Below are 25,638 nucleotides of genomic sequence, written 5' to 3' on the forward strand. Positions count from 1 at the left end.
CGGCACACCTGCGGTGGGCTCATCCCACCTGTTCGATCGATCGCGCCGGACCGCACTGCCTCACCAGCTTGACATATTCAAACAGGATCACTCTGCTCATGGCGCGATGACGGTCATCACGGATTCGGCCAGAATCCCTCGATCGGCGCCTCGGCGGGCATCTCACCGACGTTCTCGCGCAGCCGGAGCAACCGGCGCCGGCCGCTGATCCGCAGCGCGGGACCGCCGGCCCGGATGCCGACCGGAGTCGAGGTGATCCCCACCCGGGCCAGTGCGGCCGCCAGCGGCTCATGGGTGTCGGGGGCGTGCGGGTCGAGACCCAGCAGATAGCGGACGCCGTCGGTGCGCCCGGCGGCCAGCGCCCACGCGCGCAGGCCCCGCGGCCCGACGGTCCAGCCGGCCGGCACCGCCTTGACCGCCCCCTTCGTCCACGCCCGGCCCAGCTGCACCAGTTCCGGCACCGAGGCCGTGCGCACCAGCGGGCGCCCCTCCTCAGAGCGCGTGATCTCCGCCCCGAGGCCCGCCTGATGGATCAGCCGCGCCAGCGCGGTGGCACGCCAGTCGGCATCGACGACCATCGAGATCCGCGCGCGGCCACCGGCGGACAGCACCACCTGACCCGGCCCCGCCAGCAGGCCCGCGAGGTCGCCCACGGCGGGCGGTTGCGTCTCCGCGGAGAAGAAGGACAGCTGACTCACACGCGGAAGCGTAGGGCACGACAGCACTGGCCCCCACGACAGCACTCGTCCCCCACCGCGAGGACACGATGGGGGACGAGGATGGCTACGAACCGTGTGCGGCCGGAGCCGAGTGGATCTCTTCGTTCGGGTCGAACGAATCTCTCAGAGCGCGCGAACGCCGGTGGCCTGCGGGCCCTTGGTGCCCTGGCCGACCTCGAACTCGACGCGCTGGTTCTCCTCGAGGGTGCGGAAGCCGCTGCCCTGGATCTCGGAGTAGTGAACGAAGACGTCAGCGGAGCCGTCCTCGGGGGCGATGAAGCCGAACCCCTTCTCCGCGTTGAACCACTTCACAGTTCCCTGTGCCATGCTTAAATCCTTCTCTTGAAACACTCACCGGATGCGGTGAGCGGCTTCTGACTACCCACCGGGCCGGTTCCGACCGCCATACCGTGTGCGGAATCGAAACCGGCGGGAAACCCGCTCAGCATTCTTCCGAACCACCTGATACCACGCCCGCAACAACGATTCTGTGCCCGTCTGCTCACGCATCCGGTCACAGAAGCTGCGACCGCTGACAAGTCAACCACGGTCGGGACGATCTTGACACCCGAAATGCGATCGAATCGGGGCAAATTCCACATCGCGGACGGTTCGTCATCACACCGGACAGGCCGCACACCGCCGGGAAGCCACCGGAAGATACAGTGGTGGCGGCGGTCCGGACCCGAGAACATGCAGGTCATCGCCGTGAAGGAACGGAGATTTCGTGGCGACACAGCGGCCTGGGCCGGGGGCTCCGCGCCGCGACCGCCACAGCCCGGCCCCCAGTTTCGGTCGCGGTCTGCTCGACCGCGTCCTCGCCGGATCGGACACGCCGATCGGCACGCAGGCCGGACCGCTCACCCATCACGCCGATCTGCCGGCACGTGAGTCGACCTACGCGGACTGGCCCGGCTGGGCGCACCCCGAGGTCGTCGCCGCGCTGAAGGAGTCCGGCATTCCCCGGCCATGGGCCCACCAGGAACGGACCGCGACCCTCGCCCACGAGGGACGGCATGTGGTGGTGGCCACCGGCACCGCCTCCGGCAAGTCCCTCGGCTACCAGTTGCCGATCCTCACAGCGCTGGCGACCGACCCCCGTGCCACGGCGCTCTATCTGTCCCCCACCAAGGCGCTGGGTGCCGACCAGCTGCGCGCGGCGACCGCGCTCACGTCTGCCGCTCCGCCGCTGTCGACGGTGTGCCCGGGCTCGTTCGACGGGGACACCCCCGGCGAGATCCGGCCCTGGGTGCGGTCGAACGCCCGGTGGGTGTTCAGCAATCCGGACATGCTGCACCTGAGCCTGCTGCAGGGACATCAGCGGTGGTCACCCTTCTTCCGGAACCTGCGGTACGTCGTGGTCGACGAGTGCCACGCCTACCGCGGTGTGTTCGGATCGCATGTGGCGCTGGTGCTGCGGCGGCTGCAGCGGGTCGCGCGGCGCTACGGCGCGGACCCGGTGTTCGTGCTGGCCAGCGCCACCACGTCCGAGCCTGCCGCGTCGGCGGAGCGACTGATCGGCGCCCCGTGCGCGGCGGTGACCGAGGACGGCTCGCCGCACGGCCCGCGCACCGTCGCACTGTGGGAGCCGCCGCTGCTGCCCGAACTCACCGGCGAGAACGGCGCACCCGTGCGACGGGCGGCCGGATCGGAGGCCGCGCGGATGCTCGCCGACCTCGTGGTCGAGGGCGCCCGCACCCTCGCCTTCGTCCGCTCGCGCCGCGGCGCCGAACTGACCGCCCTCGGCGCGCAGCGGATCCTGGCCGATGTCGACCCGGACCTGCCGGGCCGGGTGGCGGCCTACCGCGCCGGTTACCTGGCCGAGGACCGGCGCGCCCTCGAGTCGGCGTTGGCCGACGGCACATTGCTCGGGGCCGCCACCACCAACGCACTCGAACTCGGTGTCGACATCGCCGGGCTCGATGCGGTGGTGGTGGCCGGGTTCCCGGGCACCGTCGCGTCGTTCTGGCAACAGGCCGGGCGCGCCGGACGCCGCGGCGAGGGATCGCTGGTCGTGCTGGTGGCGCGCGACGACCCGCTGGACACCTATCTGGTGCACCACCCGGAGGCGTTGCTGGGCAAGCCGGTCGAGTCCACGGTGACCGACCCCGGCAACCCGTACGTGTTGGGCCCTCACTTGCTTTGCGCCGCAATGGAACTGCCGCTCTCGGATGCCGAGGTCGAGCAGTTCGGGGCCCGTGAACTGCTCGACGACCTGGCCCGGCAGGGGTTGATCCGGCGCCGACCGAACGGCTGGTTCGTCACCGCGGGCACCCATCCGCACGCCGACGTGGACCTGCGCGGCACCGGCGGCATCCAGGTCGTCATCGTCGACTCCGCCACCGGCCGGATGCTCGGCACGGTCGACTCGGGGCGTGCACCGTCGACCGTGCACCCCGGGGCCGTGCACCTGCACCAGGGCGACTCGTACGTCGTCGACGAACTCGACCTCGACGACGGTCTTGCGCTGGTGCACCCCGAGGCCCCGGACTGGACCACCGCCGCCCGCGAGATCACCGACATCGCCGTTACCGAGGTGCACGAACGCTCGGAACACGGCGCCGTCACCGTCGCCCTGGTCTCCGTGGACGTCACCCACCAGGTGATCGGCTATCTGCGCAAGCTCCCCGGCGGCGAGGTCCTCGACTCGGTCGAGCTGGACATGCCCGCCGCCACCCTGCAGACCCGCGCGGTCATGTACACGGTGACACCGGAGGCACTCGAGGCCGCCGGCATCCCGTCGGACCAGTTCCCGGGCGCACTGCACGCCGCCGAGCACGCCGCGATCGGGCTGCTGCCGCTGGTGGCGACGTGCGACCGCGCGGACATCGGCGGGGTGTCGACCGCACTGCACCCGGACACCGGGCTGCCCACCGTGTTCGTCTACGACGGGCACCGCGGCGGCGCCGGTTTCGCCGACCGCGGCCACCGTGAACTCGCGGGGTGGCTGCGCGCCACCCGCGACGCGGTGACCGCGTGCGAGTGCAGCAACGGCTGCCCGTCGTGCGTGCAATCGCCCAAGTGCGGCAACGGCAACGACCCGCTGAGCAAGCCCGGCGCGGTGCGGGTGCTCTCCACCGTGCTCCGCGAGTTGTCCCGCGACCGCGACTGACCCGATGCCCTCCGCTGCGGGCCCCCGCGACAGCCCTGCAGGGCCGCTACACGGGACCGGCGCGCGCCTGCGCGACCGCGGTTCCGAGCACCGTGACCGGCGCCTCCACCCGCACCACCACGTCGATGCCGTCGAGCCGACAGTCGGTCATCGCACCGTGGTTACGCTGAGCGACGGATCCCGCTGCAGTGCAGGGATCCTCACCTTCCGGCGCGACTCCTGCCGCGGCCCCCGCCAGGGCCGCCAGGTCGGCCGCGGCCTGGACCCGGTGCCGGGCGACGACTGCCGCGCCGATCTGCACGCCCGCACCGCCGACGAGCAGCAGGACGAGCAGTCCGAAGGCAGCGAACACCGTGGCGACGCCGGCGTCCGGCGCGACATCGCGGCCGGCACCTCCCGACGGGTGACACCCGCTCACCGACCCCACCCCGGATCCGGCGTCGCCCCGGCGCCCACCCGGCCACCGGGGACCTCACCTCCTTCGGCCGCCTCGCCCCTGTCGAAATCGGCCGCCTCAGGTTCCCTGGCCGCAACCGATTCCGCCGAGATGGTGAGCATCGGCAGCACCGCACTGTTCGCACGCACCGTCGCGACCACCAGGTCGTCCTGGTCGTGCAGTTCGAGACGCGCGCCGGCCGGGGCCAGCCGGGCGGCCGCGGACTGTGCGTTCGTCCGGTCACCCCGGCCGGCCAACCGGGCCGCTTCCCGTGCTGCGTCGACACAGCGCACCTGCATGGTCACCGCGGCGAGCCCGCCCACACACAGCGCCACGACCAGCAGCACACTCACCAGCGCGATCGCCGCCTCCACCGTCGCCATGCCGCGCTCGTCGGTGACGATCCCCGGTCGGACCGTCACACGCTGGTCTTCAGGGCCTTGTCGATGATCCCGGTGAGGGCGTCCACGATCGAGCCACCGGTGACCACCGAATAAAGGACGGCGCCGAAGGCCGCCGCCGCAATCGTCCCGATCGCGTACTCGGCGGTGGACATCCCGTCGTCCTCACCCAGAATCATCATGACGCGCGCACCGACCCGCGCCGGCCACCCACTCCTGCTCTCACTCATCCGAGTTCCTCCCTCACTCGTCGTCGCGGCCGATCCGCGACGAAATCCCGGTCACCACAACCCGTTACCGAGCACTCGCCCGGCCAAACCGACCACCACCGGCACGATTCCCAGGCACACGAACGCCGGCAGGAAGCACAGTCCCAGCGGGCCGCTGACGGCGACACCCGCGCGCTCCGCCGCCGCCGAGGCGCGCACCTGGGCCTCGTCACGCAGACGCGCCGCCAGCTGTTCCACCCCGTCGGCCAGCGCGATGCCCGACCGCGCGGACCGCCGCGCCAGGCGGGCCAGCGGCTCGGTGGCGGGGTCGGACTCGAGCTCGTCCCACACCGACCCCGGATCCCCGCCCAGCTGCAGCAGGTCCGACGTCCGCCGCAAAGCCCCGCCCAATTCCCCTGGGGCGCAATCGGCTACCGCACCCGTCGCCGTCGCCAGCGGCAGCCCGGACCGCAGGCACGCGGCGAGCAGGTCCAGCACCGCGGCCAGGGCCAGCGGATCGGCCGACTCGCTGCGCCGGCCCGCCCGCCGCAGCACCACCACGACCGCCACACCGACCGCGACTCCGACCGCCAGTCCGGGCAGACCCCGGATCACCAGCGCCGCCGTCGTGCCCGCGACGACGCCGAACACCCCGATGCGCAACACTTCTCGTTCGGTTCCCGGCCGTGGGTCTCCGGAGCCCGTGCCCGTGAACGCCACGAGCCGCTCCGTCGCACGGCCGCCGCCCGGGGCGACCACCGCCGCGATCGCCAACAGCGCCGCACCCGCCCACATCACCGGACGACCTTGGCAGCGATCCGGTCGGACCACAGCAGTCCCGCGCACACCAGCACGGTTCCGACCACGAGCAGTGCGCCGCCCCACCCGCCGCCGAGCAGCACCCCCAGCGGATGGGCCCCCATCAGCTCGCCGAGCCCGACCCCGAGCAGCGGCAGCAGCGCGAGCACCGTCGAGGTCGCCCGCGCCCCGGCGAGCCCGGCCCGCACCCGCGAGCGGAAGCCGTGCCGGCCGCTCAGGTCGCGGCGCACCGCGTCGAGCAGTTCGGCCATCGCGACGCCGTGACGCTCGGCCATGTCCCAGGCGTCGGCGACGCGCTGCAGCGGCCCACCCTCCGCGGCACCGAGCTCTGCGGGGGCGTCGTCTGCGAGCCGCGCCGACCGCAGCCCGTCGGCGACGCCGCCCCCGAGAGCTGAGCGGGCGGCGGCCTCGCGGAACACGCGGGCGACCGCGCCGCGTGATTCCGCCGCGGCCGCCGCGCAGGCGGCACCGGGATGTGCACCGATCCGGAGTTCCCCGACCATCACCTCCAGCGCCCCGATCAGCGCGCGCTGACAGTCGCTCTCGCCGCGGTCGCGCGCCGCGGCACGGCGCCGGCGGCGCGCGGTCGCAAGCCCGACCGCCGCGGTGACCGGGCCCGCCCAGCCCGCCACGAACCAGGCGGCGGCCGACACCGCCGCGACCGCTCCCGCCCGAAGCGCGGGGTTCCGGACCGCCCCCTCGAACCCGGCGCCGGCCTCTGCACCACGCAGCGCCCGCAAGCGCCGTGCAGGAGCGCCCGCGGGGGCGGTCAGCACCGCCGCGGCCAGCAGGGTCACGGCCGTCGCGCTCATCGCCGCCGCCCCGTGCCCCGGCGACCGTCGATCATCTCGGACAAGCGATCGGCGCCGACATCGTCCCCGCGCCCCAGCGACCACGCCGGTGACACGGTCACCTCTCCCCCGACCTCCCTGCGGGTCAACGCGATCGACGCGACACGGCGGTGACCGTCGTCGTCGCGCGCGACGTGCACGACCACCTGCACGTGTTATCAGTAATTTGTACCGAAGTTGCTATGCAAATAGTGTGCTGTACTGGCCATTTATTGTACGATACATGTGTACATCAAGACCGCCTTGCCTCACGAGAGCGAGAAATAATGTCGGCGTGTACCTATTGCGACATAGGTTCGGATGTGAAATTCTTCCGGTATGAAACTCACGGTGCAGGAGCAGTGCGACCAGTTGGTCGAACAGTTCTACGACGAGTTCGCCACGCTTCGTCGGGACGTGTCGGCGGCAGTGAAGGGCGTGGCCCGCGTGTGGGAGGAACATTTCCCGGACCCGACGGATATGCACGGAATGCTCTACTGCACCTCGGTGCGAGGTGTGTTGCTGCTCAATCGCGTTGGGGGTCCATGCAATCCGGACGAGGAACCACCGGCTGGGGTGGTGCGTACCCGGTACGGGCAGGGCATGTCGGTGGTGATCGGCGACGGCCGCGGGATGCGCAGCCGGGTACGCAAGGCGCCGGCGGAGTTCTTCCCGGAGCGGGGCGAGCGTTTGGTGATTCGCTATCCGAAGGATCGACCGGACGGGGCCGACGTGGTCACGCAGTTGCGCGGCGAATCAGCGGCGGACGCCGCGGAGGCCAGCCAGACTGTGCTGACTCAGGAGATGGCGACGTTACCGCGCACCGCGAACAACTTCGACTGGTTCGTGCTGTGGACTCTGTCCGAAGATGGGCTGCAGGTTCCCGACGTGTTCCTCGCTGCGGTGGTGGACATCGATTCGCCGTCGAAAGTAGTGATCTTGGCGTCAACTCCGTTGCCGCGCAAGGCACGACCCCAGGTTGTGGCCGACGAGCACGACGACGACTTCGGTGGGTATTTCGGCGATCAGGGCGAGGAGGGTACCGGTTCGCCGAGCGCGTAGCCGGTCTGTCGGACCGGCTGGCTATGGTCGGGGCCGCTGGTGTTGAATCGGGGACGCTATGACTACGTGCGAAGTATTCGGTCTCAGGGTGCGCCAGGCTCGACTGGTTCGTCGTCTGACGGCCAAGTCGGTTCTGGAAGACATGGGCTGGAAGGGTGCGCGGCTGACTCGGATGGAACGTTCCGAGGTGGCCACGATCACCATGGAGGAACTGCGCCGTCTGTCGGAGATATTCGCTTTTCCGGCAACGTTTTTCACCACCGCACCGGTATCACGGGTGGAACCGGAGGACCTGTCGTTCCGTGCGCCGAAGTCGACGTTGGAGTCGGAGAAGAATCGGATGGCGCAGATGATGGCGTTGTCAGGTGATTTTCTGCTGCAGTTGGATGCCCAACACAAACTTCCGCCGCTGCGGCTGACACCACGCACGGACCTCGATCCGGCCGCGGCCGCGGCCGCGGCCCGCGAGCAGTTCGGCATTGGCCCCGATGCACCGATCACGGACCTGACGCATCTACTCGAGCGCCACGGTGTGCCGGTGATGATGCGTGGGGAGCGGTTCGGTGGGCAGGGATTGGAAGACAATCACCACGGCCGGTTGGAGAAGCACCTGGGGTGCTCGGCGTGGATCGGTGAGTTCAAGGAACGCCCACTGATTGCGTTGCGGGAGTTGGATTCATGGGAACGTACCCGTTGGACGGTCGCGCATGAACTGGGCCATCTGATGCTGCATGTGGGCATTCGGCAGGTGTCGGAGGAGCATGAGCGGCAGGCGTCACGATTCGCCTCGGAGTTCTTGGCGCCGTTCGCTGCGGCCTCACAGATGGTGCGGGGCGAGCCGTCGCTGGTGAATCTGCTGCCCGTCAAGGACCGGTGGGGTATCTCGCTGGGCGCACTTCTACCGCACTTCTACGGGTCCGGCGCAATGAGTACCGACCGGTACGAGATGCTACGCAAGCAGCTCTACACCCGCGTCAACACCGATACCGGGTTCACCTGGGGACGCACGGAACCGGGCTGGGACGATCGGGCACCGGAGCGCCCCCGACTGATGAGCAAGTGGATCGAGTTCATCTACGGGACCAGCTCGGCGAAAGAGATCGCGTTGGTACACAACATGATCTGGCCGGGCGATTTGATCGTGGAGATCACCAAGGGGCAGCGGGTCGCGTCGACAGCACGAGCGTCGACGCCACGAGCAGCGAAGGACACGCCGACGCGGCGGCCACCGGTGGGCGATGGTGTGGTCACCGATTTCGCCAGCTACCGCAGCCGTGAGCGGCAGGCCTGACCGAGGCTGCAACGAAGGGGGTGCGGGGTGGCGCGAGCGCAGCGGGTCAGTTTCGATGACCGCCCGGACACCTTCCTTGTGGTCGGCGCGGACGAGTTGCCGATTCCTGCTGCTCGGGAGTACCTACGGTTCCTGTGCGCGAACGACGCATCCCCGCACACGGTGCGCTCCTACGCACAGGGGTTGGCCCAGTGGTGGACGGTGCTCGAAGCCACCGGTGATCACTGGGATGACTTCCCCACAAGTCTGTTCGGGATGTTCCTGATCTATCTGCGGACCGGTGACCTGCCGGGGACGAACCGGATCGGGCAACCGGAGCGGAGGATGGCGGAGTCGTCGATCCAGCCGCGGGCGGCGGCGGTGTTGTCGATGTACCGGTATCACGCCGATGCGCACCTTCTCAACGTCCCGTATCAGCGGTTGTTCACCTCACACGGTCGCCGGTACGGCAGCCGGTATCGCGGGTTCCTCGACGGGGTGGGGCCCACCCGGCAGTCGGATCGACCGATCTACCGCTCACGTGCCGCCACGGCGGCGCACACCCCGATTCTGTTGCCGACACAGGTGAACACGATCCTCGACAGCTGCAGTGTTCAGGGAGACGACGGGTGGTCGGGTAGTGCTGCGGGGTTGCGGGATCGGCTGTTCTTCGCGGTGCTGGCCGAGACCGGGATGCGGATGGGTGAAGCGTTGTCGTTGCGCCACAGCGATGTCCATATCGGTGGTGGAGCTACACCGTTCGTCGAGATCGCCGGGCGTGACGATCACCCGCACGGTGCCCGCGCGAAGTCCGGGGCCCGTCGTATCTACATCGGTGACGATCTGGCCGCCCTCTACAGCGAGTACGTGTGGCAGCTGGTCGCCCAGGGCGCCGATGTCGCGGTGAACGATCTAGCTACTCATTTCGTGTTCGTCAACCTCGCCCGCGGCACCCGCTACGGCCCGATCCGCCCGGAAACGGTCTACGAGAAGGTCCGCTCGATCAAACGGCAACAGCCAGGACTGGTGCCCGCCGGGTGGACTCCGCACTGGCTGCGACACACCCACGCGACCGCCCTGCTGCTGGCCGGTGTGCGTGAGCATGTGGTGATGCGGCGACTCGGTCACGCCGATGTCCAGACCACTCTCTCGATCTACGGATGGGTGACCGAGGACGCCGAGATGCGCACACTCGCGCAGTGGCGCAACTTCGTCGCCGGATGGAAAGGACTCCACGATGGGCAGCCCTGACAACACCCGGCGCAGTGTGGTGCCGGTGGCGGTGGCCGGGACGACGTGGGAGCTGCAGTGGTCGCGGGTACCCGCACAGTGGCGCACCCCGGTCTATCGGATCGACACCGCCCCAGCCGATTCGGTGTTCCTCCGGAACAGTTTCTACCTCCCCTCCCACCGCGGATCGGCCAGCCACGACTTCACCCCGGCCGATGTTCCGGAGCGGTTCGCCGACGAGATCGCGTGGTGGGTGTGGGTGTGCGCCGACGAGGGGCAACGCAAGATCGAGCCGTCCCTGCTGAAATGGTGCGGTCTTGCGTTGACCGCTGCGGGCGCGGACTACCGGCACCGACATCACCGGCCGCCGGCGAGTATCACCGATCTGGAGGTGGCCTCGATCGTCTCGCATGCGCTGGTCGGGTTCGAGCAGCGCAACGGTCGTCTCCCGGCGAAACGGGTGCGCCACAACATCACCCGGATGATCGGGCAACTGCACCTGTACCTGTCGGTGCGCTGCACCGACGCACCGTGGTGGTCCCACGACGTCTGGGACCTGCAGGCCGATCCCCGAATTCCGCAGCGCGAACACGAACCACGCCACGATCTGTCGGTGAACCTCGCCGCGATCGGGCCCGAGTGGCTGCGCGAAGGGGTGCGGTTCTGGCTGCGCACCGCACTGAGCACCGAACTGTTGCGCTGGTCCTCGGTCGTGGAACGGGCCCGCGACACCGCACGACATCTCGGCAGGTTCGTCGACACTCACGGCTACACCGATCCACTCCTCGCCGACGATCCCGCCGAGCTGCGGACGATCTTCACCGACTTCTCTGCCTACCTCCGATCACCGAACGCCTCCGCCACCCCGGGCAAGCCGTTGTCCGCCAGCGCCGTCGATGCAACGCAATCGCAGACACAGGTGTTCTACACGTTCATGGTCGACCACGCTCCCGAAGCCGCGGCCGCCACCGGCAACCCCCGCTGGTCGCAGATCACCGACACCCACACCCGGCTGTGGGGTCCGGCCTACCGCACCCGCCGCGGCAACCGCACCCGCGAGTTGACCTGGTACAGCACCGGCGACCTGCAACAGATGTTGTGCTACCTCGACGTACTCGCCGCCGAGACGGGCGAGCAGGTCACCATCACCCACCCCGACGACACCATCACCGTCGTCGCCGGGCTCGGCGACCCACAGGCAGCCCGGGTGTGGTTGTTGCAAGCCCTGACCGGACGGCGGGCATCGGAGATCCTGATGCTCGATTTCGATCCGCTGCAACCCATTCCGGGTGCGGATCGCCCCACCGTGTCCGATGGTGATGACGATGACCCGGATGCGTTCGTGGCGAAGCTGCGCTATCAGCAGACCAAGGTCGACGGCGTGGTCCCGACCATCCTCGTCGAGCAGGCCATCGTCAACGTCATCACCGAGCAGCAGCACTGGAGCCGCGACCGTTACCCGGACCTGACACCGAAGTATCTGTTCCTCGGAATCCGCCACCAGCACCAAGGACAGCGCCCACGCTCCTATGCCAGCTACCGCACCTCGCTGAGCAGACTCGACGCGATCCATGGACTCACCGATACCGCCGGTCGTCCGTTGAGGTTCTCCCAGACCCACCGGCTGCGACACACCCGCGCCACCGAACTACTCAACGACGGTGTGCCGATCCATGTGGTGCAGCGCTACCTCGGCCATCGCAGCCCGGAAATGACGTTGCGGTACGCGGCAACACTGGCCGCGACCGCGGAGTCGGAGTTCCTCAAGCACAAGAAGATCGGCGCCCACGGCACCGAGATCGGTATCAGCCCGTCCGACATCTACGACATGACGCAACTGTCGGCACGCACCGACCGCGTGCTACCCAACGGGGTGTGTCTGCTTCCACCGTTGAAGACCTGCGACAAGGGCAACGCATGCCTGTCGTGTGGGCACTTCGCCACTGACACCACTCACCTCGACGAACTGCTCGATCAACGCAGCAAAACCCGCGCGCTGATCGAAGTCCGCCGCCGCCAATACCGCGACAGAACCGGACGCGAGCTCACAGACGACAATGTGTGGATCCACGAACGCCACCGCGAACTGGCGTCCCTCGACGCGATCATCGACCGCCTAAGCTCCGAACCCACCGACGACACCAGTGTGGCCGGTGCGGGCACCAGTAACCGATTACCCTTGTTGCAGATCAGGACTCGCGGCAGCCACGAATCAGCGCTGCGCAAGGCCGACCCGGAGTCACCCCGATGAACCCGCCGTCACCACAGGCGATCCGCGCCCTCAGCGAGGACGCTCGTCGCCGCTCCGCCGACTCCCGCCGACGCATCGAACGCGCCCTCCGAGATCTCGAGAAGTCGGACGCGGTGATCAACATCAACGTCATCGCGCAACGCGCCAAGGTGTCACGTAAGACGATCTACAAACATCACGACCTGCTTGCCAGGATCCGCGCCCACACCCGAACCGCCACCGCGATACCGGCGTCGGCTTCCGGCGGTGACAACGCGATCGTCGCCGCGCTACGCGCCCAACTCACCCACAAAGAAGCCGAGATACGTTCACTCAACGCCACACTGCGCGAGCGCGATTCAACTATCGCCAGACTTTACGGCCGCCTCGATTCGAGGATGTAGGGCTTCAACACAGCGGCTCCAGGCGGCTGTGCGTGGGGGTGGTGGAACGCGCGCCCGCACAGCGAATGTGAGACAGGTGAGGCCACCTGTTCAATCAACACGCCGAGCAAAAACTTGTCGCCCCTAAATACCCCGAGGGAACACGGAACCGCTCTTGCGGCATCCGTGGACCGCCTCCCGGATGGCCGTCGGTCGGTCGCTCTGCAACCGCAGCTGCTGACCTACTCGACGCCGCCGCAGCCCCAGACCGCGACGACGTCTCGGTCAACCTGGCCCAGGGGCGACGCCGATCCAGCCGGTGGGCGGCGTCGGAGGCGAACACGGCGGGCCACACCAGCGCCGCAAATAGCTCGGACTGTCACCCTCACAATGTTGCCTGGCGAGTGTTTGCACTGCTCTCAGCGTTTATCCGCGGCGGCGCCTTGTCGAAATAGGTCACTGCTCACATCGCCGTTGCGGCTGCCTCGACGACAGTCTTGTCCTGCTCCCCGGTGCCGCCGCTGACGCCGACCGCCCCGACGACCTGGCCGTTGTGCCGCAGCGGGACACCGCCGGCGAAGATCATGATGCGCCCGCCGTTGGAGGCGTGTATCCCGTAGAACTGCTCGCCCGGACCCGCGTTGGCCGCGAGGTCCTCGGTCGAGATGTCCAGCGCCCGCGCGGTGAACGCCTTGTTGATCGAGATGTCGATGCTGCCGATCCAGGCACCGTCCATCCGCACGTGGGCGACGAGGTTGCCGCCGGCATCGACCACCGCAATGTTCGACGGCGACTCGATTTCGGATGCTTTGGCCTGTCCGGCGGCGATGATCCGCTGCGCATCGTCGAGGGACACCGAGGTCTGGTTGATCGTCATGACGCACCTGCCCCGAGCTTCGCGAACTGCTCGACGATGGCCTGACAGAACGCGGGCAGGTCGTCGGGCGAGCGGCTCGAGATCAGATTCCCGTCGATCGCGACCTCTTCGTCTACGACGTCGACCCCGGCGTTGCGCAGGTCGGTCCGCAGACTCGGGTATGAGGTGAGCGTTCTACCTTTGGCCACACCGGCCTCGATGAGGGTCCAGGGGCCGTGGCAGATTACCCCGACCGGCTTACCCGAGCCGACGAAGTCGCGCACGAACGACACCGCAGCCTCGTCGATTCGCAGCTTGTCCGGGTTCACCGTGCCGCCCGGCAGCAGCAAGGCGTCGTAGTCGTCGACCGCAGCATCGGATACGGCCCGGTCTACGGTGAACGTGCCGGCCGCGTCGAGGTCGTTGTTGCGTGCCTGGATTTCGCCGGTCTTCGTCGACAGCAGCTCCGTGTGCCCACCGGCTTGTTGCACCGCGGCGCGGGGTTGTTCGAGTTCGACTCTTTCGACCCCGTCGGCAGCGAGTATCGCGATCCGCTTGCCCTGCAATGTCATTGCCATCGTTGTGCTCCTCTCATTCCCTGGCCGCATCACGGATGCAGGAGGACTTTGGTCCAGCCGTCGTCGCGCGCGTCGAAGTGCTGATATCCGGATTCGGCTTCGGCGAGCGGGAGTTCGTGGGAGACGATCCAGGACGGCTTTGCCCGGCCTTCGTGGATGAGGTCGCGCAGTTGCCGGTTGTAGTGCTTGACGTTGGCCTGCCCGGTGCCGATCTTCTGGCCCTTGAACCAGAACTTGCCCATGTCGAACGCGATCTGACCGTTCTGTTGGAGTTTGTCCGACGCGTTGTCGTCCTGCGGCAAAAATATGCCCACGACACCGATGTGCCCGGTGAACCGCACCGAGTCGACCAGCCGGTTCATCGTCATCGCCGAATCCTCATTTCCCTGCGGATCGTGGGCTTGATAGCCGACGCATTCGCAGCCCTTGTCTGCGCCCTTACCGTTGGTCTGCTCCAACACCTGCTCGACCGGATCGCCCTTCGAGTCGTCGATCGGGATGACGCCGATCTCTTCGGCCAGGCGCAGCCGGTCGGGATGCCGGTCGACGATCATCACCTTGCTCGCACCCTGGATCATCGCCGAGTACGCGGCCATCAAACCCACCGGGCCAGCGCCGTAGACCACCATCGAATCGCCGGGCTGCATGTCGGCCAGCCGGGTGCAGTGCCATCCGGTCGGGAAGATGTCCGACAGCATCACGTAGTCGGCTTCCTTCTCCTGTGCGTCTTCGGGCAACCGTAGACAGTTGAAATCGCCGAACGGCACCCGCAGATACTCGGCCTGTCCACCCGAGAACGGTCCCATCCCGGCGAACCCGTAGGCGGCGCCGGCCATCTTCGGGTCCGGATGCACCGTCAGGCAGTAGGCGGTCAAACCCTCTTCGCAGTTGCGACAGAAACCGCAGCCGATGTTGAAGGGAAGACACACCCGATCCCCCGGCGATACCTTGACTACCGCATTGCCGACCTCGGCGACGATGCCCATATTCTCGTGACCGAGCACCATGCCCTGCTCGAGATCGGTGCGGCCCTCGTACATGTGTAGATCCGACCCGCAGATATTGGTCGTGGTGATCTTCACAAGCACATCGGTCGGCGCCTCGATCTTGGCGTCTGGCACGTCCTTCACATGAACCTCACGAGGTCCGTCATACACAAGAGCTTTCATCTCAAATTCTCCCTATCTAAGCAACATTTCGGATGACGTCCGGTCACACAGCAACGGTGAAAAGCGAGGCATCAGCCGAACCAGTCGTTCAGGCGGGCGGCGTCTCGACGAACGAGACACGGCGAGTAAACGATGCTAAACCACCGATGCGCCAACGTGTTTCGCTGTGCGCTCTAGTAGACGGTGCCAGTCGAGGCGTGGAACTCCGTCCACTTCCGACTGTGCTCCTTCGACGTCATGATTGGAAGGGCTGGAGGAAATCAGTGTCGATTCGCAGCCTCGGACAGGGCCTTCCCATCGCCTCGCGAGGGTGTGATGCTGGTGGCTGTCCACTGCATCGACGAGGAGACTGCCCATGGCTACCAAAGCGCTACTAGTACGACTCGAGGCCAAGCCCGGCCAGGAAGACGCGGTCGAGGAATTCCTTCTGTCGGCACTGCCTCTCGTCGAGCAGGAACCCGGCACCAAACCATGGTTCGCCGTCCGGTTCGGACCCTCGACGTTCGGCATCATCGACGCATTCCCCGACGCGGCGGCGCGTGATACGCATCTGAGCGGACCCGTCGGCAAGGCCCTCGGCGAGCGGGCCGACGAATTGTTCGCCTCACCGCCTGAGATCAGCGAGCTCGACGTACTCGCCAACAAACTCTGAACCACCGACTGGAAACAGCCCGCCCGCAAGCTCGACAGAACCCACGTCACTCACGCACCCGAACTCTGATGTGACGTCGGGGCGGGGCCTCCGCTCCTCGGCACATCATGACAGGGGTATATGCGGACGCCTCATAGGGCGGCTTACTCGCGCACCGTGCCAAATAGCGTTAGAAATTTCGTGCCAAATAGCGCCGTGAATCACGGTGCATCATGGACGGACGGAAACACACCCCCAGATAACTCGTTACCCACAACCTAGATCAACGAAAGGTTGCTCGCCGGAAACAGTCCGGAACACCCCAAGCGACCTACAGATAAGACCGCCGCGGCCAGCTGGCTGTGCAGCGCGTCGCGGCCCATGCCGCCGAGCGCCGCGAGCGCCTCCAGCCGGGCCGGCAGTTCCTGCGGAGAGTTCGCGTGCACCGTCCCCGCGCCACCGTCATGCCCGGTGTTGAGCGCGGTGAGCAGGTCGACCACCTCCGCCCCGCGCACCTCACCCACCACGATCCGGTCGGGCCGCATCCGCAGCGCCTGGCGCACCAGTTGCCGAACGGTGATCTCGCCGATGCCTTCCACGTTCTGCGGCCGGGCGATGAGACGGACGACGTGCGGGTGTGCGGGCGCGAGCTCGGCGGCCTCCTCCACACAGATGATCCGCTCCCGCTCGGCCACCCGCGCCAGCATTCCGGCCAGCAGTGTTGTCTTCCCGGCACCCGTACCTCCGACGATCAAGAAGGCCAGCCGCGTGTCGACGATCGCCTCCAGCAGTTCGAGGGCGCGCGGGTGTATCGCACCCGAGGCGGCGAGCGAGTCGAGCCGCTGCGTCGCCGGGCGCAGCACCCGCAGCGAGATGCAACTGCCGGGCGCGGACACCGGCGCCAGCATGGCGTGCAGTCGGACCCCGAAGTCGTCGCCTCCGGATCCCGGCAGTCTGCCGTCCACCCAGGGCTGGGCGTCGTCGAGACGTCGGCCGGCGAGCAGCGCCAACCGCTGCGCCAACCGCCGGACCGCCGCATCGTCGGCGAAGCGGATCTCCGAACACTCCAGTCCGACACCACGGTCCACCCACACGGCGTCCGGACCGCAGACCAGGATGTCGGTGACGGTCGGGTCCGCGAGCAGCGGTTCGAGTGGGCCCACGCCGGTCAGTTCCGTCTGCAACTCGCGCACGATGCGGAGCAGGTCGGTGTCGCCCACCACGCCGGCCGATTCTGCGCGCACCGCCGACGCCACCGTCATCGGGCTCGGCGCGTCCGGCAGTTCGGCCAGCCGTGCCCGCACCCGGTCGAGCAGCGACGCATCGACCCCGCTCACGCCGCCACCCGCCCTCGTGCCGGTCGGGCAGCGACCCGGGCGAGCACCGCCTGTGCGGCGTCGGCCAGGGGCGACCGCCGGCCCAGCGCCAGCCCCGACCGCTCCAGCCGCTCGGCCAGGCCCGGTTCCGGGCGCATCGCCGACAGCAGTGGAAGCCCCATCGACTCCGCGACATCCGCGGCGACCAGTCCGCCCGGCGCCGGGCCCCGGACGACGACGCCGCGGTGCGCGCAGTGCCGGCGCGCCCAGTCGTCCATCCGCGCGGCGGCGCCGCAGGCCCGCACCTCGGCGGGCACAACGAGCGCGAGGAGGTCCGCGGCCTCGAGCGCGGCGACAGCAGTGTCCGATCGCTGCCGTCCGACATCGCAGATCACGAGACCACCTGAGCTGCAGAATGATTCGATCACCGACCGAACGGCTTCGACGGGCGGCTCGGCGGCGTTGCGCGAGCCGGAGAGCACCGTCACCCCCGCTGTCGACGGGAGCGCAGCGCGGAGCGCGGAGCTCGAGACCCGACCACCCTCGAGGGTCGTCTCCGACCAGCGCAGGCCCGGCGCGGCCTCGATCCCGAGCAACACGTCGATGCCGCCGCCCCAGGGGTCCAGGTCGACCAGCAGCACGTCACCTGATCCGCGCGCCGCCGTCAGGGCCAGTGCGGCGGCGAAGGTCGACGCCCCCGCGCCACCACGCCCACCCAGCACGCCGATCGCCGCGCCGCGGCCGGCTCCGGGCGAATCTCCGCGTGCCCCCAGCAGTTCCACCAGCCGGGCCGCCTCGTCGGGCAGGGGAACGACGTGCTCGGCGCCGATCTCCACCGCGATCCGCCAGTCGTCCGGATCCGCGGGGCCCGCGGTCACCAACACGACCCATCGACGCCGCGGCATGGCGGCCTCGACCCCGGCGCGCGCGCCGTCCCGGTCCACCACCACGATCGGCGCCCGTTCCCAGCCCCGGCGGGCTCCCCCGACCGGCGCCTCCGCGGCGCAGTCCACCAGCGGCCGGTCGGCCGCCGCGGCGATACTGAGCACCTCGTCGCGCAGCCGGGCGCCGGCCACCCACATCTGGATGGACACATCGGCCTGGTTCTCTGACATGAATCCACCGTCGCCGATGTCGTCGGCCGCCACCAGCACCCCCGCGACGGCTGTGGAGAAAGAAGGCGTTGTGGAAAACCTTCGGTACGGTCGTACCAGAAAGTTCGAGGCGAGTCCGAAACGGGGGCAGCCGTGTGACCGCGCCGAGAGGTCGACCGGAAGCAGCCTGTCCGAGCGATGAGGCCAGGGGCGCGAAGGCGAAGAGCCGGAGATAAAGGACGACCCCCGCCAGGGGGGGAGGGGGCGGGGGTCGTCAGTGTTCAGCCCCGGGGGGTCGGGCTGAACACACTCGGATCAAGCCCGAGTGATTTCATAGTACACCCGGAACGGGTTGTGTTTGCAAATTCAACGGTCAACACGCCCGGCCCGCCGCGAATCCGGCAAAGCGCCCCGATCGGTCAACCGCCCAACTGCCAGGAACACCCCTCTCACCAGCGAGAACGCGGCGCTCCCGAGAATCGGGTCGGCGCCGACGCCCGACGCCTATCCTGGACTCGTGATCGACACATCACCGGCGGCAGACGCGCCGAAACGGATCGCCGCGTTCTTCGATCTCGACAAGACCGTGATCGCGAAGTCGAGCACGCTCGCCTTCAGCCGGCCCCTCTTCGACGGCGGACTGATCAATCGCCGCGCCGTTCTCAAGGGCAGCTACGCCCAGTTCCTCTATCTGCTCTCCGGCGCCGATCACGATCAGATGGAGCGCATGCGCAAGCACATTGCCGCGATGTGCGAGGGCTGGGAGGTGGCCCAGATCAAGACGATCGTGCAAGAGACCCTGCACGACATCGTCGACCCTCTCGTCTTCGCCGAGGCAGCCGACCTGATCGCCGACCACATCGCATGCGGGCACGATGTGGTGGTCGTGTCCGCGTCCGGCGAGGAGATCGTCACCCCCATCGCGCAGGCGCTCGGCGCAACCCACAGCGTCGGCACCCGCATGGCGGTCCGCGACGGGCGGTACACCGGCGACATCGAGTTCTATTGCTACGGCGACGGAAAAGTCACCGCCGTAAACGAACTCGCAGCCGCGCACGGCTACGACCTGACCCGCTGTCACGCCTACTCCGATTCGGCCACCGATCTGCCCATGCTGCAAGCGGTCGGGCACCCCACCGCGGTCAACCCCGACCGCCCGCTCCGACGCGAGGCCGCCGCGCAGGGCTGGCCCGTGCTCACCTTCTCCGACCCGGTCTCCCTGCGCGCCCGCATGCCGTCGACGACCCGCACCACCGTCGCGGCGAGCGCCGCAGCCGGACTGTCGGCCGTGGCCGCCGGCGCCCTCGCCTACGGGCTGATGCGTCGTCGCCGCTGAACTCCCGGCATCGACACCCCGGCGCCGACCCCCGCACACGATCGCCGCACTCGCGTGATCACACCCCGATCGCACTGCCGCGCGCATCGATCTTGTGGCACACCGACAGTCGCGAGATCCGGTGCAGAATTCCTGCTCAGAACACTTGCTGTACCGCACCCCGCAAGGTACAAATGAGGTACGGAAACACGGCAGGCAAAGGCCGAATCAGAAGAGAAGGCTCGACCCCCCGGTCGCGATTTCCCAGCACGAACACCAGGTACCCACGCGGAGCACGCCGCAGGAGGCACATCAAGTGTTGTGGGCCTGCGAAATTCCGATCGCCTGACGGACCCGACCTCTTTGGGTGGAGGCCACCCGCCAGACCCGGGATCAGCGCCGAGGCCGACCCACACAACCCACATTGCACGCTTGGTAACCGGGAGGTTCGTGTTAGCGGGCGGCGACCGAGTTCTCGGAAGCCGCCCGCTTCGCATGTTCGGCTCTCGTCAACAACGACGAGAGCCGTTCCGTGTCAATCTGTTTCGTCGTAACGATCCCTCAACGACATCATTTCCGGCCGAGACCTGCGGCGAATGGGCGTATTACGCCGAACCGCCATTGATCACAATGGCGCACGACTTAAAAAGTATTGCGCGACAAGCATTCTCCGAATTTCTTCCCAGCAGCATCCACATGACCGACGCGGCGGGCCGCGGGAGCGCGACGCTCCCGCGGCCCGCCGTCACCCCGATCCGCCCGGCCTGGGCTAGCTGCTGCCGAACTGCTGAGCGAGCGGCACCGCGATCTGCCCGACCGCCGGCGACTTCGTGATCGTCACCTTCTGCGTCGCCGTCTTGCCGTAGTCACACCAACTCGCCAGTGTGTAGTCGCCCGGCGCGACACCCGTGATCACGTAGGTGCGCAGCTGCGAGGTCTGCTTGAGCTGAGCCTCCCAGGACTCCGGCCACGCCTTCGCCGACGCCATCTCGTCGGCGGTGGCCTTCGCCAGGTCCAGGCCCGCCGGATAGAGCCCGACGAGGCATCCGTTGCCGGCCGGATTGTCGGCCGGGATCATCTCACCGACGAACACCGTGTCCCCGACCGCCTGGGCCATCATGGTGGGCGCGGACGGAGCCGGGGGCGCGGGTGCGTCGGCGGCCGAGGCAACCCCGGGCACAGCCAGTGCCGCGAGCCCCGCCACCGCGGCCCCGGCGACCATCGCCTTCGCCCCTCCGGCGGCCATCGCCCGTAATCCGGTTCGTGCAGGAGAAGTCATCCACTCGATCCTTTCGTCCGGCCCCGACCTTCACTGAAGTGCGACCGCACGCGCCGCGCGCGGCTGCCCACCGAAGCTAACAGCGACCGAAAAGCCCGTCCACAGGAAACGCCGGGCGTCCCCGCGTCGGGATCAGGACCGGGACAGCGGCCGGTGCGTCACCCCGCCTGCGCCTCGGCGATCGACAGCGCCTCGCGGGCACCGTCCTCGAGCGCGCCGCAGCAGAAGACGACCCAGCCGCCGACACCGGCGGGTGTCCCGGAGGCGAACCCCGCGGCCCCGCTGCGATAGGCCTGCTGCCGCTTGAGCCAGCCGACCTCCGGCACCCCGAGATTGTGCGGATCGAGTCCGGTGCCGACCGCGACCAACCGGGATGCCGCGCGCGCGACCAGGCCGTCCGCGGTGCCGAACGGCCGCAGGGTGAGCAACTCGCCGTGCACGATGGCGGCCACCACCGGCGCGGGCGCCGACGTGCCGCCGGTGAGCAGTTGGGCGAGGGCATCGAGCCGCTCGCTCACCCCGGGATCGACCCGCGGCCGACCCAGTTGTTCCGAGTCTTCGACGAGGTCGGCCGCGGCCAGTGCGTGCAGCCGGGCCAACGCCTGCAACGGCGCCCGCTGCCACACGGGCGTGATGACCGTCAGCGCGTCGCCGTCGAGGGTCTGCCCCAACCGCAGCGCGCCGCGCAGCACCGGATCCGCCTCGGCGACGTCCTGCGGCAGGTCCAGGCCGGCGCCGTCGAGCGCCGCCGAGGCCCGCGCGGCCCGCATCGCGGCCTCCGCCGCCGTGCCCGGCCAACCGCGGCGATTGGTCCGATGCCGATGCACCTCGCCGAGCGCGTCGCGGGCGCGCTCGGCGGCCTCGCGCACACCGGGCAACTCGACCAGCGGGCCGAGCGGATCGGAACCGGATTGCATGCTCACGCCGGTCGACGCTACCCGCGGGTACAGCCGAGCGCCCACACCGGTTCGGCGTCGGGGCCTGTCCTCGTTCGTCCCGCCCGGCGGGCCGCCACGATGCACATCACCCGCACTGTGACTACGCTCACAAACGTGTTCCGCGGGGCTCGCGGCCGAGCAGGCCCGGCGCCCGTGGTGAAAGGTGCGGACGGTGCGCGCGCCCGTGCGACGCGCCGCCTCCGCAGACGTATCGAGAGGATCCCCTGACATGACGACCGACGTCGGCACCACATCCAACTCTGCTCAGGCTTCGTACCCGCCGAGCGCGGCGTTCACCGCGACCGCGAATGCCGGGCCCGAGTTGCAGGCCGCCGCCGACGCCGACCGTCTCGCGTTCTGGGCCGAGCAGGCCGGGCGTCTGGACTGGGACCGGGACTTCGATGAGGTGCTCGACTGGTCCGGCGCGCCGGTCGCCAAGTGGTTCGTCGGCGGCAAGCTGAACGTGGCCTACAACTGCGTCGACCGGCATGTCGAGGCCGGTCACGGCGATCAGGTCGCGATCCACTGGGTCGGCGAACCGGGCGACTCGCGTGACATCACGTACGCGCAGCTCAAGGACGAGGTGTGCCGGGCCGCCAACACGCTGACCGCGCTGGGGTTGAAGGCCGGCGACCGGGTGGCCATCTACATGCCGATGGTCCCCGAGGCGATCGTCTCGATGCTGGCGTGCGCCCGCCTGGGTATCACTCATTCGGTGGTCTTCGCCGGGTTCTCGGCGGCCGCGCTGCGTTCGCGTGTCGACGACGCCGAGGCCAAGCTCGTCATCACCACCGACGGGCAGTGGCGCCGCGGCCAGGCCGCGCCGCTGAAGTTCGCGGTCGACGAGGCCCTCGGCAGCGGCGCGGACCGGGCCCCGTCGGTCGAGCACGTGCTGGTCGTGCGGCGCACCGGCCTGGACGTCGAGTGGACCACCGGACGCGACCTGTGGTGGGACGAGACCGTGGGCACCGCGTCCCCCGAACACGCCTGCGAGTCGTTCGACGCCGAGCACCCGCTGTTCCTGCTGTACACCTCGGGCACGACCGGCAAGCCGAAGGGCATCGTGCACACCAGCGGCGGCTACCTGACCCAGGCCGCCTACACCCACCATTACGTGTTCGACCACAAGCCCGGTCAGGACGTGTACTGGTGCACCGCCGACATCGGCTGGGTCACCGGGCACACCTACATCGTGTACGGCCCGCTGGCCAACCGCGCCACCCAGATCGTCTACGAGGGCACCCCGAACACCCCGGACGAGCACCGGCACTTCGAGGTCATCGAGAAGTACAAGGTCTCGATCTACTACATCGCCCCGACGCTGGTGCGCACGTTCATGAAGTGGGGCCGGGACATCCCCGACGCGCACGACCTGTCGTCGCTGCGTCTGCTCGGCTCCGTCGGCGAGCCGATCAACCCCGAGGCATGGCGCTGGTACCGCGGCGTCATCGGCGGCGGCCGGTGCCCGATCGTCGACACCTGGTGGCAGACCGAGACCGGCGGCATCATGCTCTCCCCACTACCCGGCATCACCGCCACCAAGCCGGGCTCCGCGATGGCCCCGTTGCCCGGGATCTCCTGCAAGGTCGTCGACGACAACGCCCGCGACGTGCCCCACGGCGAGCAGGGCTACCTGGTGCTCGACCAGCCGTGGCCGGGGATGCTGCGCGGCATCTGGGGCGACATGGACCGCTACCGCGAGACCTACTGGTCGCGGTATGCCGAGCAGGGCTGGTACTTCGCCGGCGACGGCGCCAAGTACGACGAAGACGGCGACGTGTGGGTGCTCGGCCGCGTCGACGACGTCATGAACGTCTCCGGTCACCGGATCTCCACCTCGGAGGTCGAGTCCGCGCTCGTCGGCCACCCCGCGGTGGCCGAGGCGGCGGTCGTCGGCGCCAGCGACGAGACCACCGGTCAGGGCATCGTCGCCTTCGTCATCCTGCTCGAAGGTGTCGAAAACACAGGAGACACACTCATTTCCGAGCTCAAGGCGCAGGTGTCCACGGACATCAGCCCGATCGCCAAGCCGCGCGAGATCACCGTCGTCCCGGAACTGCCGAAGACCCGCAGCGGCAAGATCATGCGCCGACTGCTGCGTGACGTCGCCGAAGGCCGCGAGCTCGGCGACACCTCGACGCTCGTCGACCCCGCCGTCGTGGAGGCGCTGCGCGCCAAGCGGTGACCGGCACGGGGCGTGTCGCTCAGCCGTCGAGCGACACGTCCCGGGTCTCCTTCATGACGAACAGCGCGATCAGCGTCAGCACCGATGCGATCGTGAGGTAGACGCCCACCCAGCCGACGCCGTACGACCCGGCCAGCCAGGTGGCGATGAACGGTGCGACCGCGGCGCCGATGATGCTGGCCGCGTTGTAGGCGACACCGGAACCGGTGTAGCGCACGTTCGTGGGGAAGAGCTCCGGCAGCACGGCACTCATCGGGCCGAAGGTCAGGCCCATCAGGAGCATGCCGACGATCAGCACCGCCAGCATCAACGGCTCGGTCATCACATCCGGGTTCAGGAAGACGCCGAAGCCGAGTCCGAACAGCGCGATCGCGGTCGTCACGACGATCAGCACCCTGCGGCGGCCGAAGCGGTCCGCCAGCCAGCCGGTGACCGGAATGCCCGCGCCGAAGAACAGCACCGAGATCAGCTGCAGCACAAGGAAGTCGCGGTAGGACATCGACAGCGGATCCGCACCCTTCGAGGTCACCTTCCCGGTCCCGAAGCCCAGGATCCAGGTCGTCATCACGTAGAACAGCGTGTAGGTCGCGAGCATCACGAAGGTGCCGATCAGCAGCGGGCGCCAGTTGTGCTTGAACACCACGGTCAGCGGGGTCTTGACCTTCTCGCCGCGCGCGACCGCACGGGCGAACACCGGCGTCTCCTCGAGCTTGAGCCGCACGTACAACCCCAGGATCACGATCACCGAACTGATCAGGAACGGGACGCGCCAGCCCCAGGTGAGGAAGGCTCCGTGCGTGTCCTTCTCGTCGCCCATCGTCAACGTGAGGATGAGGAAGACGCCGTTGGCGAAAAAGAATCCGATCGGCGCACCCAGTTGCGGCCACATCGCCGCCCAGGCGCGTTTGCCCTTCGCGGCCGTCTCGGTGGCAAGCAGCGCCGCGCCGCTCCACTCACCGCCGAGACCGACGCCCTGGCAGAAGCGCATCAACGCCAGCAACGCCGGCGCGAGCACCCCCACCGCGTGATACGTCGGCAGCAGACCGATCACGAAGGTGGCGATGCCCATCGTCAGCAGCGAGCCGACCAGCGTGGCCTTGCGGCCGATGCGGTCGCCGAAGTGACCGAACAGGATCGACCCGAGCGGACGCGCCGCGAACGCCAGACCGAAGGTGGCCAACGAGGCGAGCAGCGCGGTGGTGCCGTTGCCCTTCGGGAAGAACAGCAGCGGGAACACCGACACCGCCGCCGTGGCATAGATGTAGAAGTCGTAGAACTCGATCGTGGTGCCGACCATCGAGGCGATCACGATCCGGCGCCGCTCGGCCCTCCCGATGGTGTCGGCGGTGTCGGGCGCGGCGAGGTCGGACGCGCCACCGCGCGCCTCGTCCCATTCGGAAACGTCGCTGCTCACTGCACTGGACTCCCTCATCACAGAACTCGACCGAAGGTCACAACGGGGATGCAGACTATGCCCCGCGGCACACGTCCGGCACACCCGCCTACCGCGCGACAGATTCGCGACCGGTAAGATGATCTCCGGTGTGCCGGGAAGTCTGGTCGGCGAAAATGATGT

At 68.6% G+C, this 25,638-nt stretch carries 24 protein-coding genes; 9 read left to right on the top strand and 15 right to left on the bottom strand.

The genetic code is table 11. From position 1 onward, the window contains the following. Nucleotides 1-116: 116 nt before the first annotated feature. Together G4X40_RS04340 and G4X40_RS04345 are read right to left on the bottom strand one after the other, a co-directional pair. Complete coding sequence (locus G4X40_RS04340; protein WP_277830396.1) at nt 117-698, bottom strand: hypothetical protein; 582 nt, start codon at nt 696-698, stop codon at nt 117-119. 144 nt (nt 699-842) lie between these two features. Beyond that, nucleotides 843-1,046: a cold-shock protein gene (locus tag G4X40_RS04345; RefSeq protein ID WP_003935252.1), complete on the bottom strand. Its 204-nt coding sequence runs from the start codon at nt 1,044-1,046 to the stop codon at nt 843-845. A 400-nt stretch (nt 1,047-1,446) separates the two neighbouring features. Here G4X40_RS04345 and G4X40_RS04350 point away from each other — a divergent pair, with 400 nt between their 5' ends. Beyond that, nucleotides 1,447-3,831: a DEAD/DEAH box helicase gene (locus G4X40_RS04350; RefSeq protein WP_277830397.1), complete on the top strand. Its 2,385-nt coding sequence runs from the start codon at nt 1,447-1,449 to the stop codon at nt 3,829-3,831. Between the two features lie 46 nt (nt 3,832-3,877). Here G4X40_RS04350 and G4X40_RS04355 read toward each other — a convergent pair whose 3' ends face one another. The 5 genes from G4X40_RS04355 to G4X40_RS04375 all read right to left on the bottom strand — a co-directional run bounded on the left by G4X40_RS04355 (nt 3,878) and on the right by G4X40_RS04375 (nt 6,508). Next, complete coding sequence (locus G4X40_RS04355; protein ID WP_277830398.1) at nt 3,878-4,249, bottom strand: Rv3654c family TadE-like protein; 372 nt, start codon at nt 4,247-4,249, stop codon at nt 3,878-3,880. Further along, the gene (locus tag G4X40_RS04360; RefSeq protein ID WP_332520800.1) at nt 4,246-4,689 is read right to left on the bottom strand and encodes a TadE family type IV pilus minor pilin; all 444 of its coding nucleotides are present in this window, start codon (nt 4,687-4,689) and stop codon (nt 4,246-4,248) included. Before G4X40_RS04360 ends, G4X40_RS04355 begins: the two co-directional genes overlap by 4 nt. Beyond that, on the bottom strand, nt 4,686-4,850 hold the full coding sequence (locus tag G4X40_RS04365; RefSeq protein ID WP_408642133.1) for a DUF4244 domain-containing protein: 165 nt from the start codon (nt 4,848-4,850) through the stop codon (nt 4,686-4,688). The genes G4X40_RS04360 and G4X40_RS04365 overlap by 4 nt, the downstream gene beginning before the upstream one ends. 99 nt (nt 4,851-4,949) lie before the next feature. Then, nucleotides 4,950-5,672 carry a type II secretion system F family protein gene (locus G4X40_RS04370; protein WP_332520799.1) on the bottom strand — a complete coding sequence of 241 codons (723 nt, stop codon included), beginning with the start codon at nt 5,670-5,672 and terminating at the stop codon, nt 4,950-4,952. Next, on the bottom strand, nt 5,672-6,508 hold the full coding sequence (locus tag G4X40_RS04375; protein ID WP_277830401.1) for a type II secretion system F family protein: 837 nt from the start codon (nt 6,506-6,508) through the stop codon (nt 5,672-5,674). The genes G4X40_RS04370 and G4X40_RS04375 overlap by 1 nt, the downstream gene beginning before the upstream one ends. A gap of 357 nt (nt 6,509-6,865) precedes the next feature. Here G4X40_RS04375 and G4X40_RS04380 point away from each other — a divergent pair, with 357 nt between their 5' ends. The 5 genes from G4X40_RS04380 (at nt 6,866) to G4X40_RS04400 (ending at nt 12,722) form a co-directional block, all read left to right on the top strand. After that, nucleotides 6,866-7,588: a hypothetical protein gene (locus tag G4X40_RS04380; RefSeq protein WP_277830402.1), complete on the top strand. Its 723-nt coding sequence runs from the start codon at nt 6,866-6,868 to the stop codon at nt 7,586-7,588. A gap of 58 nt (nt 7,589-7,646) precedes the next feature. Then, the gene (locus G4X40_RS04385; RefSeq protein ID WP_408642111.1) at nt 7,647-8,879 is read left to right on the top strand and encodes an ImmA/IrrE family metallo-endopeptidase; all 1,233 of its coding nucleotides are present in this window, start codon (nt 7,647-7,649) and stop codon (nt 8,877-8,879) included. Between the two features lie 27 nt (nt 8,880-8,906). Continuing rightward, nucleotides 8,907-10,109, top strand: a complete 1,203-nt coding sequence (locus tag G4X40_RS04390) for a tyrosine-type recombinase/integrase (RefSeq protein ID WP_277830404.1) — start codon at nt 8,907-8,909, stop codon at nt 10,107-10,109. Continuing rightward, nucleotides 10,096-12,339, top strand: coding sequence for a tyrosine-type recombinase/integrase (locus G4X40_RS04395; RefSeq protein ID WP_277830405.1), 2,244 nt, complete (start codon nt 10,096-10,098; stop codon nt 12,337-12,339). The genes G4X40_RS04390 and G4X40_RS04395 overlap by 14 nt, the downstream gene beginning before the upstream one ends. A gap of 113 nt (nt 12,340-12,452) precedes the next feature. Continuing rightward, nucleotides 12,453-12,722 carry a hypothetical protein gene (locus G4X40_RS04400; protein ID WP_277830407.1) on the top strand — a complete coding sequence of 90 codons (270 nt, stop codon included), beginning with the start codon at nt 12,453-12,455 and terminating at the stop codon, nt 12,720-12,722. 442 nt (nt 12,723-13,164) lie between these two features. Here the strand turns inward: G4X40_RS04400 and G4X40_RS04405 are convergent, their stop codons facing one another. The 3 genes from G4X40_RS04405 to G4X40_RS04415 are packed head-to-tail and all read right to left on the bottom strand — an operon-like array spanning nt 13,165 to nt 15,265. After that, nucleotides 13,165-13,578, bottom strand: coding sequence for a GlcG/HbpS family heme-binding protein (locus G4X40_RS04405; RefSeq protein WP_277830409.1), 414 nt, complete (start codon nt 13,576-13,578; stop codon nt 13,165-13,167). Continuing rightward, nucleotides 13,575-14,135 carry a type 1 glutamine amidotransferase domain-containing protein gene (locus G4X40_RS04410; protein WP_277830411.1) on the bottom strand — a complete coding sequence of 187 codons (561 nt, stop codon included), beginning with the start codon at nt 14,133-14,135 and terminating at the stop codon, nt 13,575-13,577. The genes G4X40_RS04405 and G4X40_RS04410 overlap by 4 nt, the downstream gene beginning before the upstream one ends. A gap of 29 nt (nt 14,136-14,164) precedes the next feature. Beyond that, nucleotides 14,165-15,265, bottom strand: coding sequence for a glutathione-independent formaldehyde dehydrogenase (locus G4X40_RS04415; protein WP_277830413.1), 1,101 nt, complete (start codon nt 15,263-15,265; stop codon nt 14,165-14,167). Nucleotides 15,266-15,659: 394 nt separating this feature from the next. On the opposite strand from G4X40_RS04415, the gene G4X40_RS04420 reads away from it, so the two are divergent. Beyond that, nucleotides 15,660-15,956, top strand: coding sequence for a putative quinol monooxygenase (locus G4X40_RS04420; protein WP_277830415.1), 297 nt, complete (start codon nt 15,660-15,662; stop codon nt 15,954-15,956). A gap of 257 nt (nt 15,957-16,213) precedes the next feature. Here the strand turns inward: G4X40_RS04420 and G4X40_RS04425 are convergent, their stop codons facing one another. Further along, nucleotides 16,214-17,272 (bottom strand): TadA family conjugal transfer-associated ATPase, encoded by a 1,059-nt coding sequence (locus G4X40_RS04425; protein WP_277830416.1) that lies wholly within the window; start codon nt 17,270-17,272, stop codon nt 16,214-16,216. Then, a complete protein-coding gene (ssd, locus tag G4X40_RS04430) occupies nt 17,269-18,366 on the bottom strand; it encodes a septum site-determining protein Ssd (protein ID WP_277830418.1) in 1,098 nt (365 codons plus the stop codon). The genes G4X40_RS04425 and ssd overlap by 4 nt, the downstream gene beginning before the upstream one ends. Before the next feature lie 496 nt (nt 18,367-18,862). On the opposite strand from ssd, the gene G4X40_RS04435 reads away from it, so the two are divergent. After that, on the top strand, nt 18,863-19,681 hold the full coding sequence (locus G4X40_RS04435; protein WP_408642112.1) for an HAD family hydrolase: 819 nt from the start codon (nt 18,863-18,865) through the stop codon (nt 19,679-19,681). Nucleotides 19,682-20,429: 748 nt separating this feature from the next. On the opposite strand, the gene G4X40_RS04440 is transcribed toward G4X40_RS04435, so the two are convergent. Together G4X40_RS04440 and G4X40_RS04445 are read right to left on the bottom strand one after the other, a co-directional pair. Next, nucleotides 20,430-20,939 carry a hypothetical protein gene (locus tag G4X40_RS04440; protein WP_277830420.1) on the bottom strand — a complete coding sequence of 170 codons (510 nt, stop codon included), beginning with the start codon at nt 20,937-20,939 and terminating at the stop codon, nt 20,430-20,432. Between the two features lie 158 nt (nt 20,940-21,097). Then, nucleotides 21,098-21,856, bottom strand: coding sequence for a Fic family protein (locus tag G4X40_RS04445; protein WP_277831275.1), 759 nt, complete (start codon nt 21,854-21,856; stop codon nt 21,098-21,100). Nucleotides 21,857-22,106: 250 nt separating this feature from the next. Here G4X40_RS04445 and acs point away from each other — a divergent pair, with 250 nt between their 5' ends. Beyond that, nucleotides 22,107-24,062: an acetate--CoA ligase gene (gene acs / locus G4X40_RS04450; protein ID WP_277830422.1), complete on the top strand. Its 1,956-nt coding sequence runs from the start codon at nt 22,107-22,109 to the stop codon at nt 24,060-24,062. Nucleotides 24,063-24,081: 19 nt separating this feature from the next. On the opposite strand, the gene G4X40_RS04455 is transcribed toward acs, so the two are convergent. Beyond that, the gene (locus G4X40_RS04455) at nt 24,082-25,476 is read right to left on the bottom strand and encodes an MFS transporter (protein WP_408642113.1); all 1,395 of its coding nucleotides are present in this window, start codon (nt 25,474-25,476) and stop codon (nt 24,082-24,084) included. Nucleotides 25,477-25,638: the final 162 nt, after the last annotated feature.

This window comes from Speluncibacter jeojiensis, from assembly GCF_029589495.1.
GTDB classification, from domain to species: domain Bacteria; phylum Actinomycetota; class Actinomycetes; order Mycobacteriales; family Mycobacteriaceae; genus Speluncibacter; species Speluncibacter jeojiensis.

What these genes read in the sequence shown, in the direction of transcription:
- G4X40_RS04345 (WP_003935252.1), bottom strand. Translation starts at nt 1,046, where the DNA reads ATGGCACAGGGAACTGTGAAGTGGTTCAACGCGGAGAAGGGGTTCGGC.
- G4X40_RS04365 (WP_408642133.1), bottom strand. Translation starts at nt 4,850, where the DNA reads ATGATGATTCTGGGTGAGGACGACGGGATGTCCACCGCCGAGTACGCG.
- G4X40_RS04370 (WP_332520799.1), bottom strand. Translation starts at nt 5,672, where the DNA reads ATGTGGGCGGGTGCGGCGCTGTTGGCGATCGCGGCGGTGGTCGCCCCG.
- G4X40_RS04375 (WP_277830401.1), bottom strand. Translation starts at nt 6,508, where the DNA reads ATGAGCGCGACGGCCGTGACCCTGCTGGCCGCGGCGGTGCTGACCGCC.
- G4X40_RS04380 (WP_277830402.1), top strand. Translation starts at nt 6,866, where the DNA reads ATGAAACTCACGGTGCAGGAGCAGTGCGACCAGTTGGTCGAACAGTTC.
- G4X40_RS04385 (WP_408642111.1), top strand. Translation starts at nt 7,647, where the DNA reads ATGACTACGTGCGAAGTATTCGGTCTCAGGGTGCGCCAGGCTCGACTG.
- G4X40_RS04395 (WP_277830405.1), top strand. Translation starts at nt 10,096, where the DNA reads ATGGGCAGCCCTGACAACACCCGGCGCAGTGTGGTGCCGGTGGCGGTG.
- G4X40_RS04405 (WP_277830409.1), bottom strand. Translation starts at nt 13,578, where the DNA reads ATGACGATCAACCAGACCTCGGTGTCCCTCGACGATGCGCAGCGGATC.
- G4X40_RS04410 (WP_277830411.1), bottom strand. Translation starts at nt 14,135, where the DNA reads ATGGCAATGACATTGCAGGGCAAGCGGATCGCGATACTCGCTGCCGAC.
- G4X40_RS04420 (WP_277830415.1), top strand. Translation starts at nt 15,660, where the DNA reads ATGGCTACCAAAGCGCTACTAGTACGACTCGAGGCCAAGCCCGGCCAG.
- ssd (WP_277830418.1), bottom strand. Translation starts at nt 18,366, where the DNA reads ATGTCAGAGAACCAGGCCGATGTGTCCATCCAGATGTGGGTGGCCGGC.
- G4X40_RS04440 (WP_277830420.1), bottom strand. Translation starts at nt 20,939, where the DNA reads ATGACTTCTCCTGCACGAACCGGATTACGGGCGATGGCCGCCGGAGGG.
- G4X40_RS04445 (WP_277831275.1), bottom strand. Translation starts at nt 21,856, where the DNA reads ATGCAATCCGGTTCCGATCCGCTCGGCCCGCTGGTCGAGTTGCCCGGT.
- acs (WP_277830422.1), top strand. Translation starts at nt 22,107, where the DNA reads ATGACGACCGACGTCGGCACCACATCCAACTCTGCTCAGGCTTCGTAC.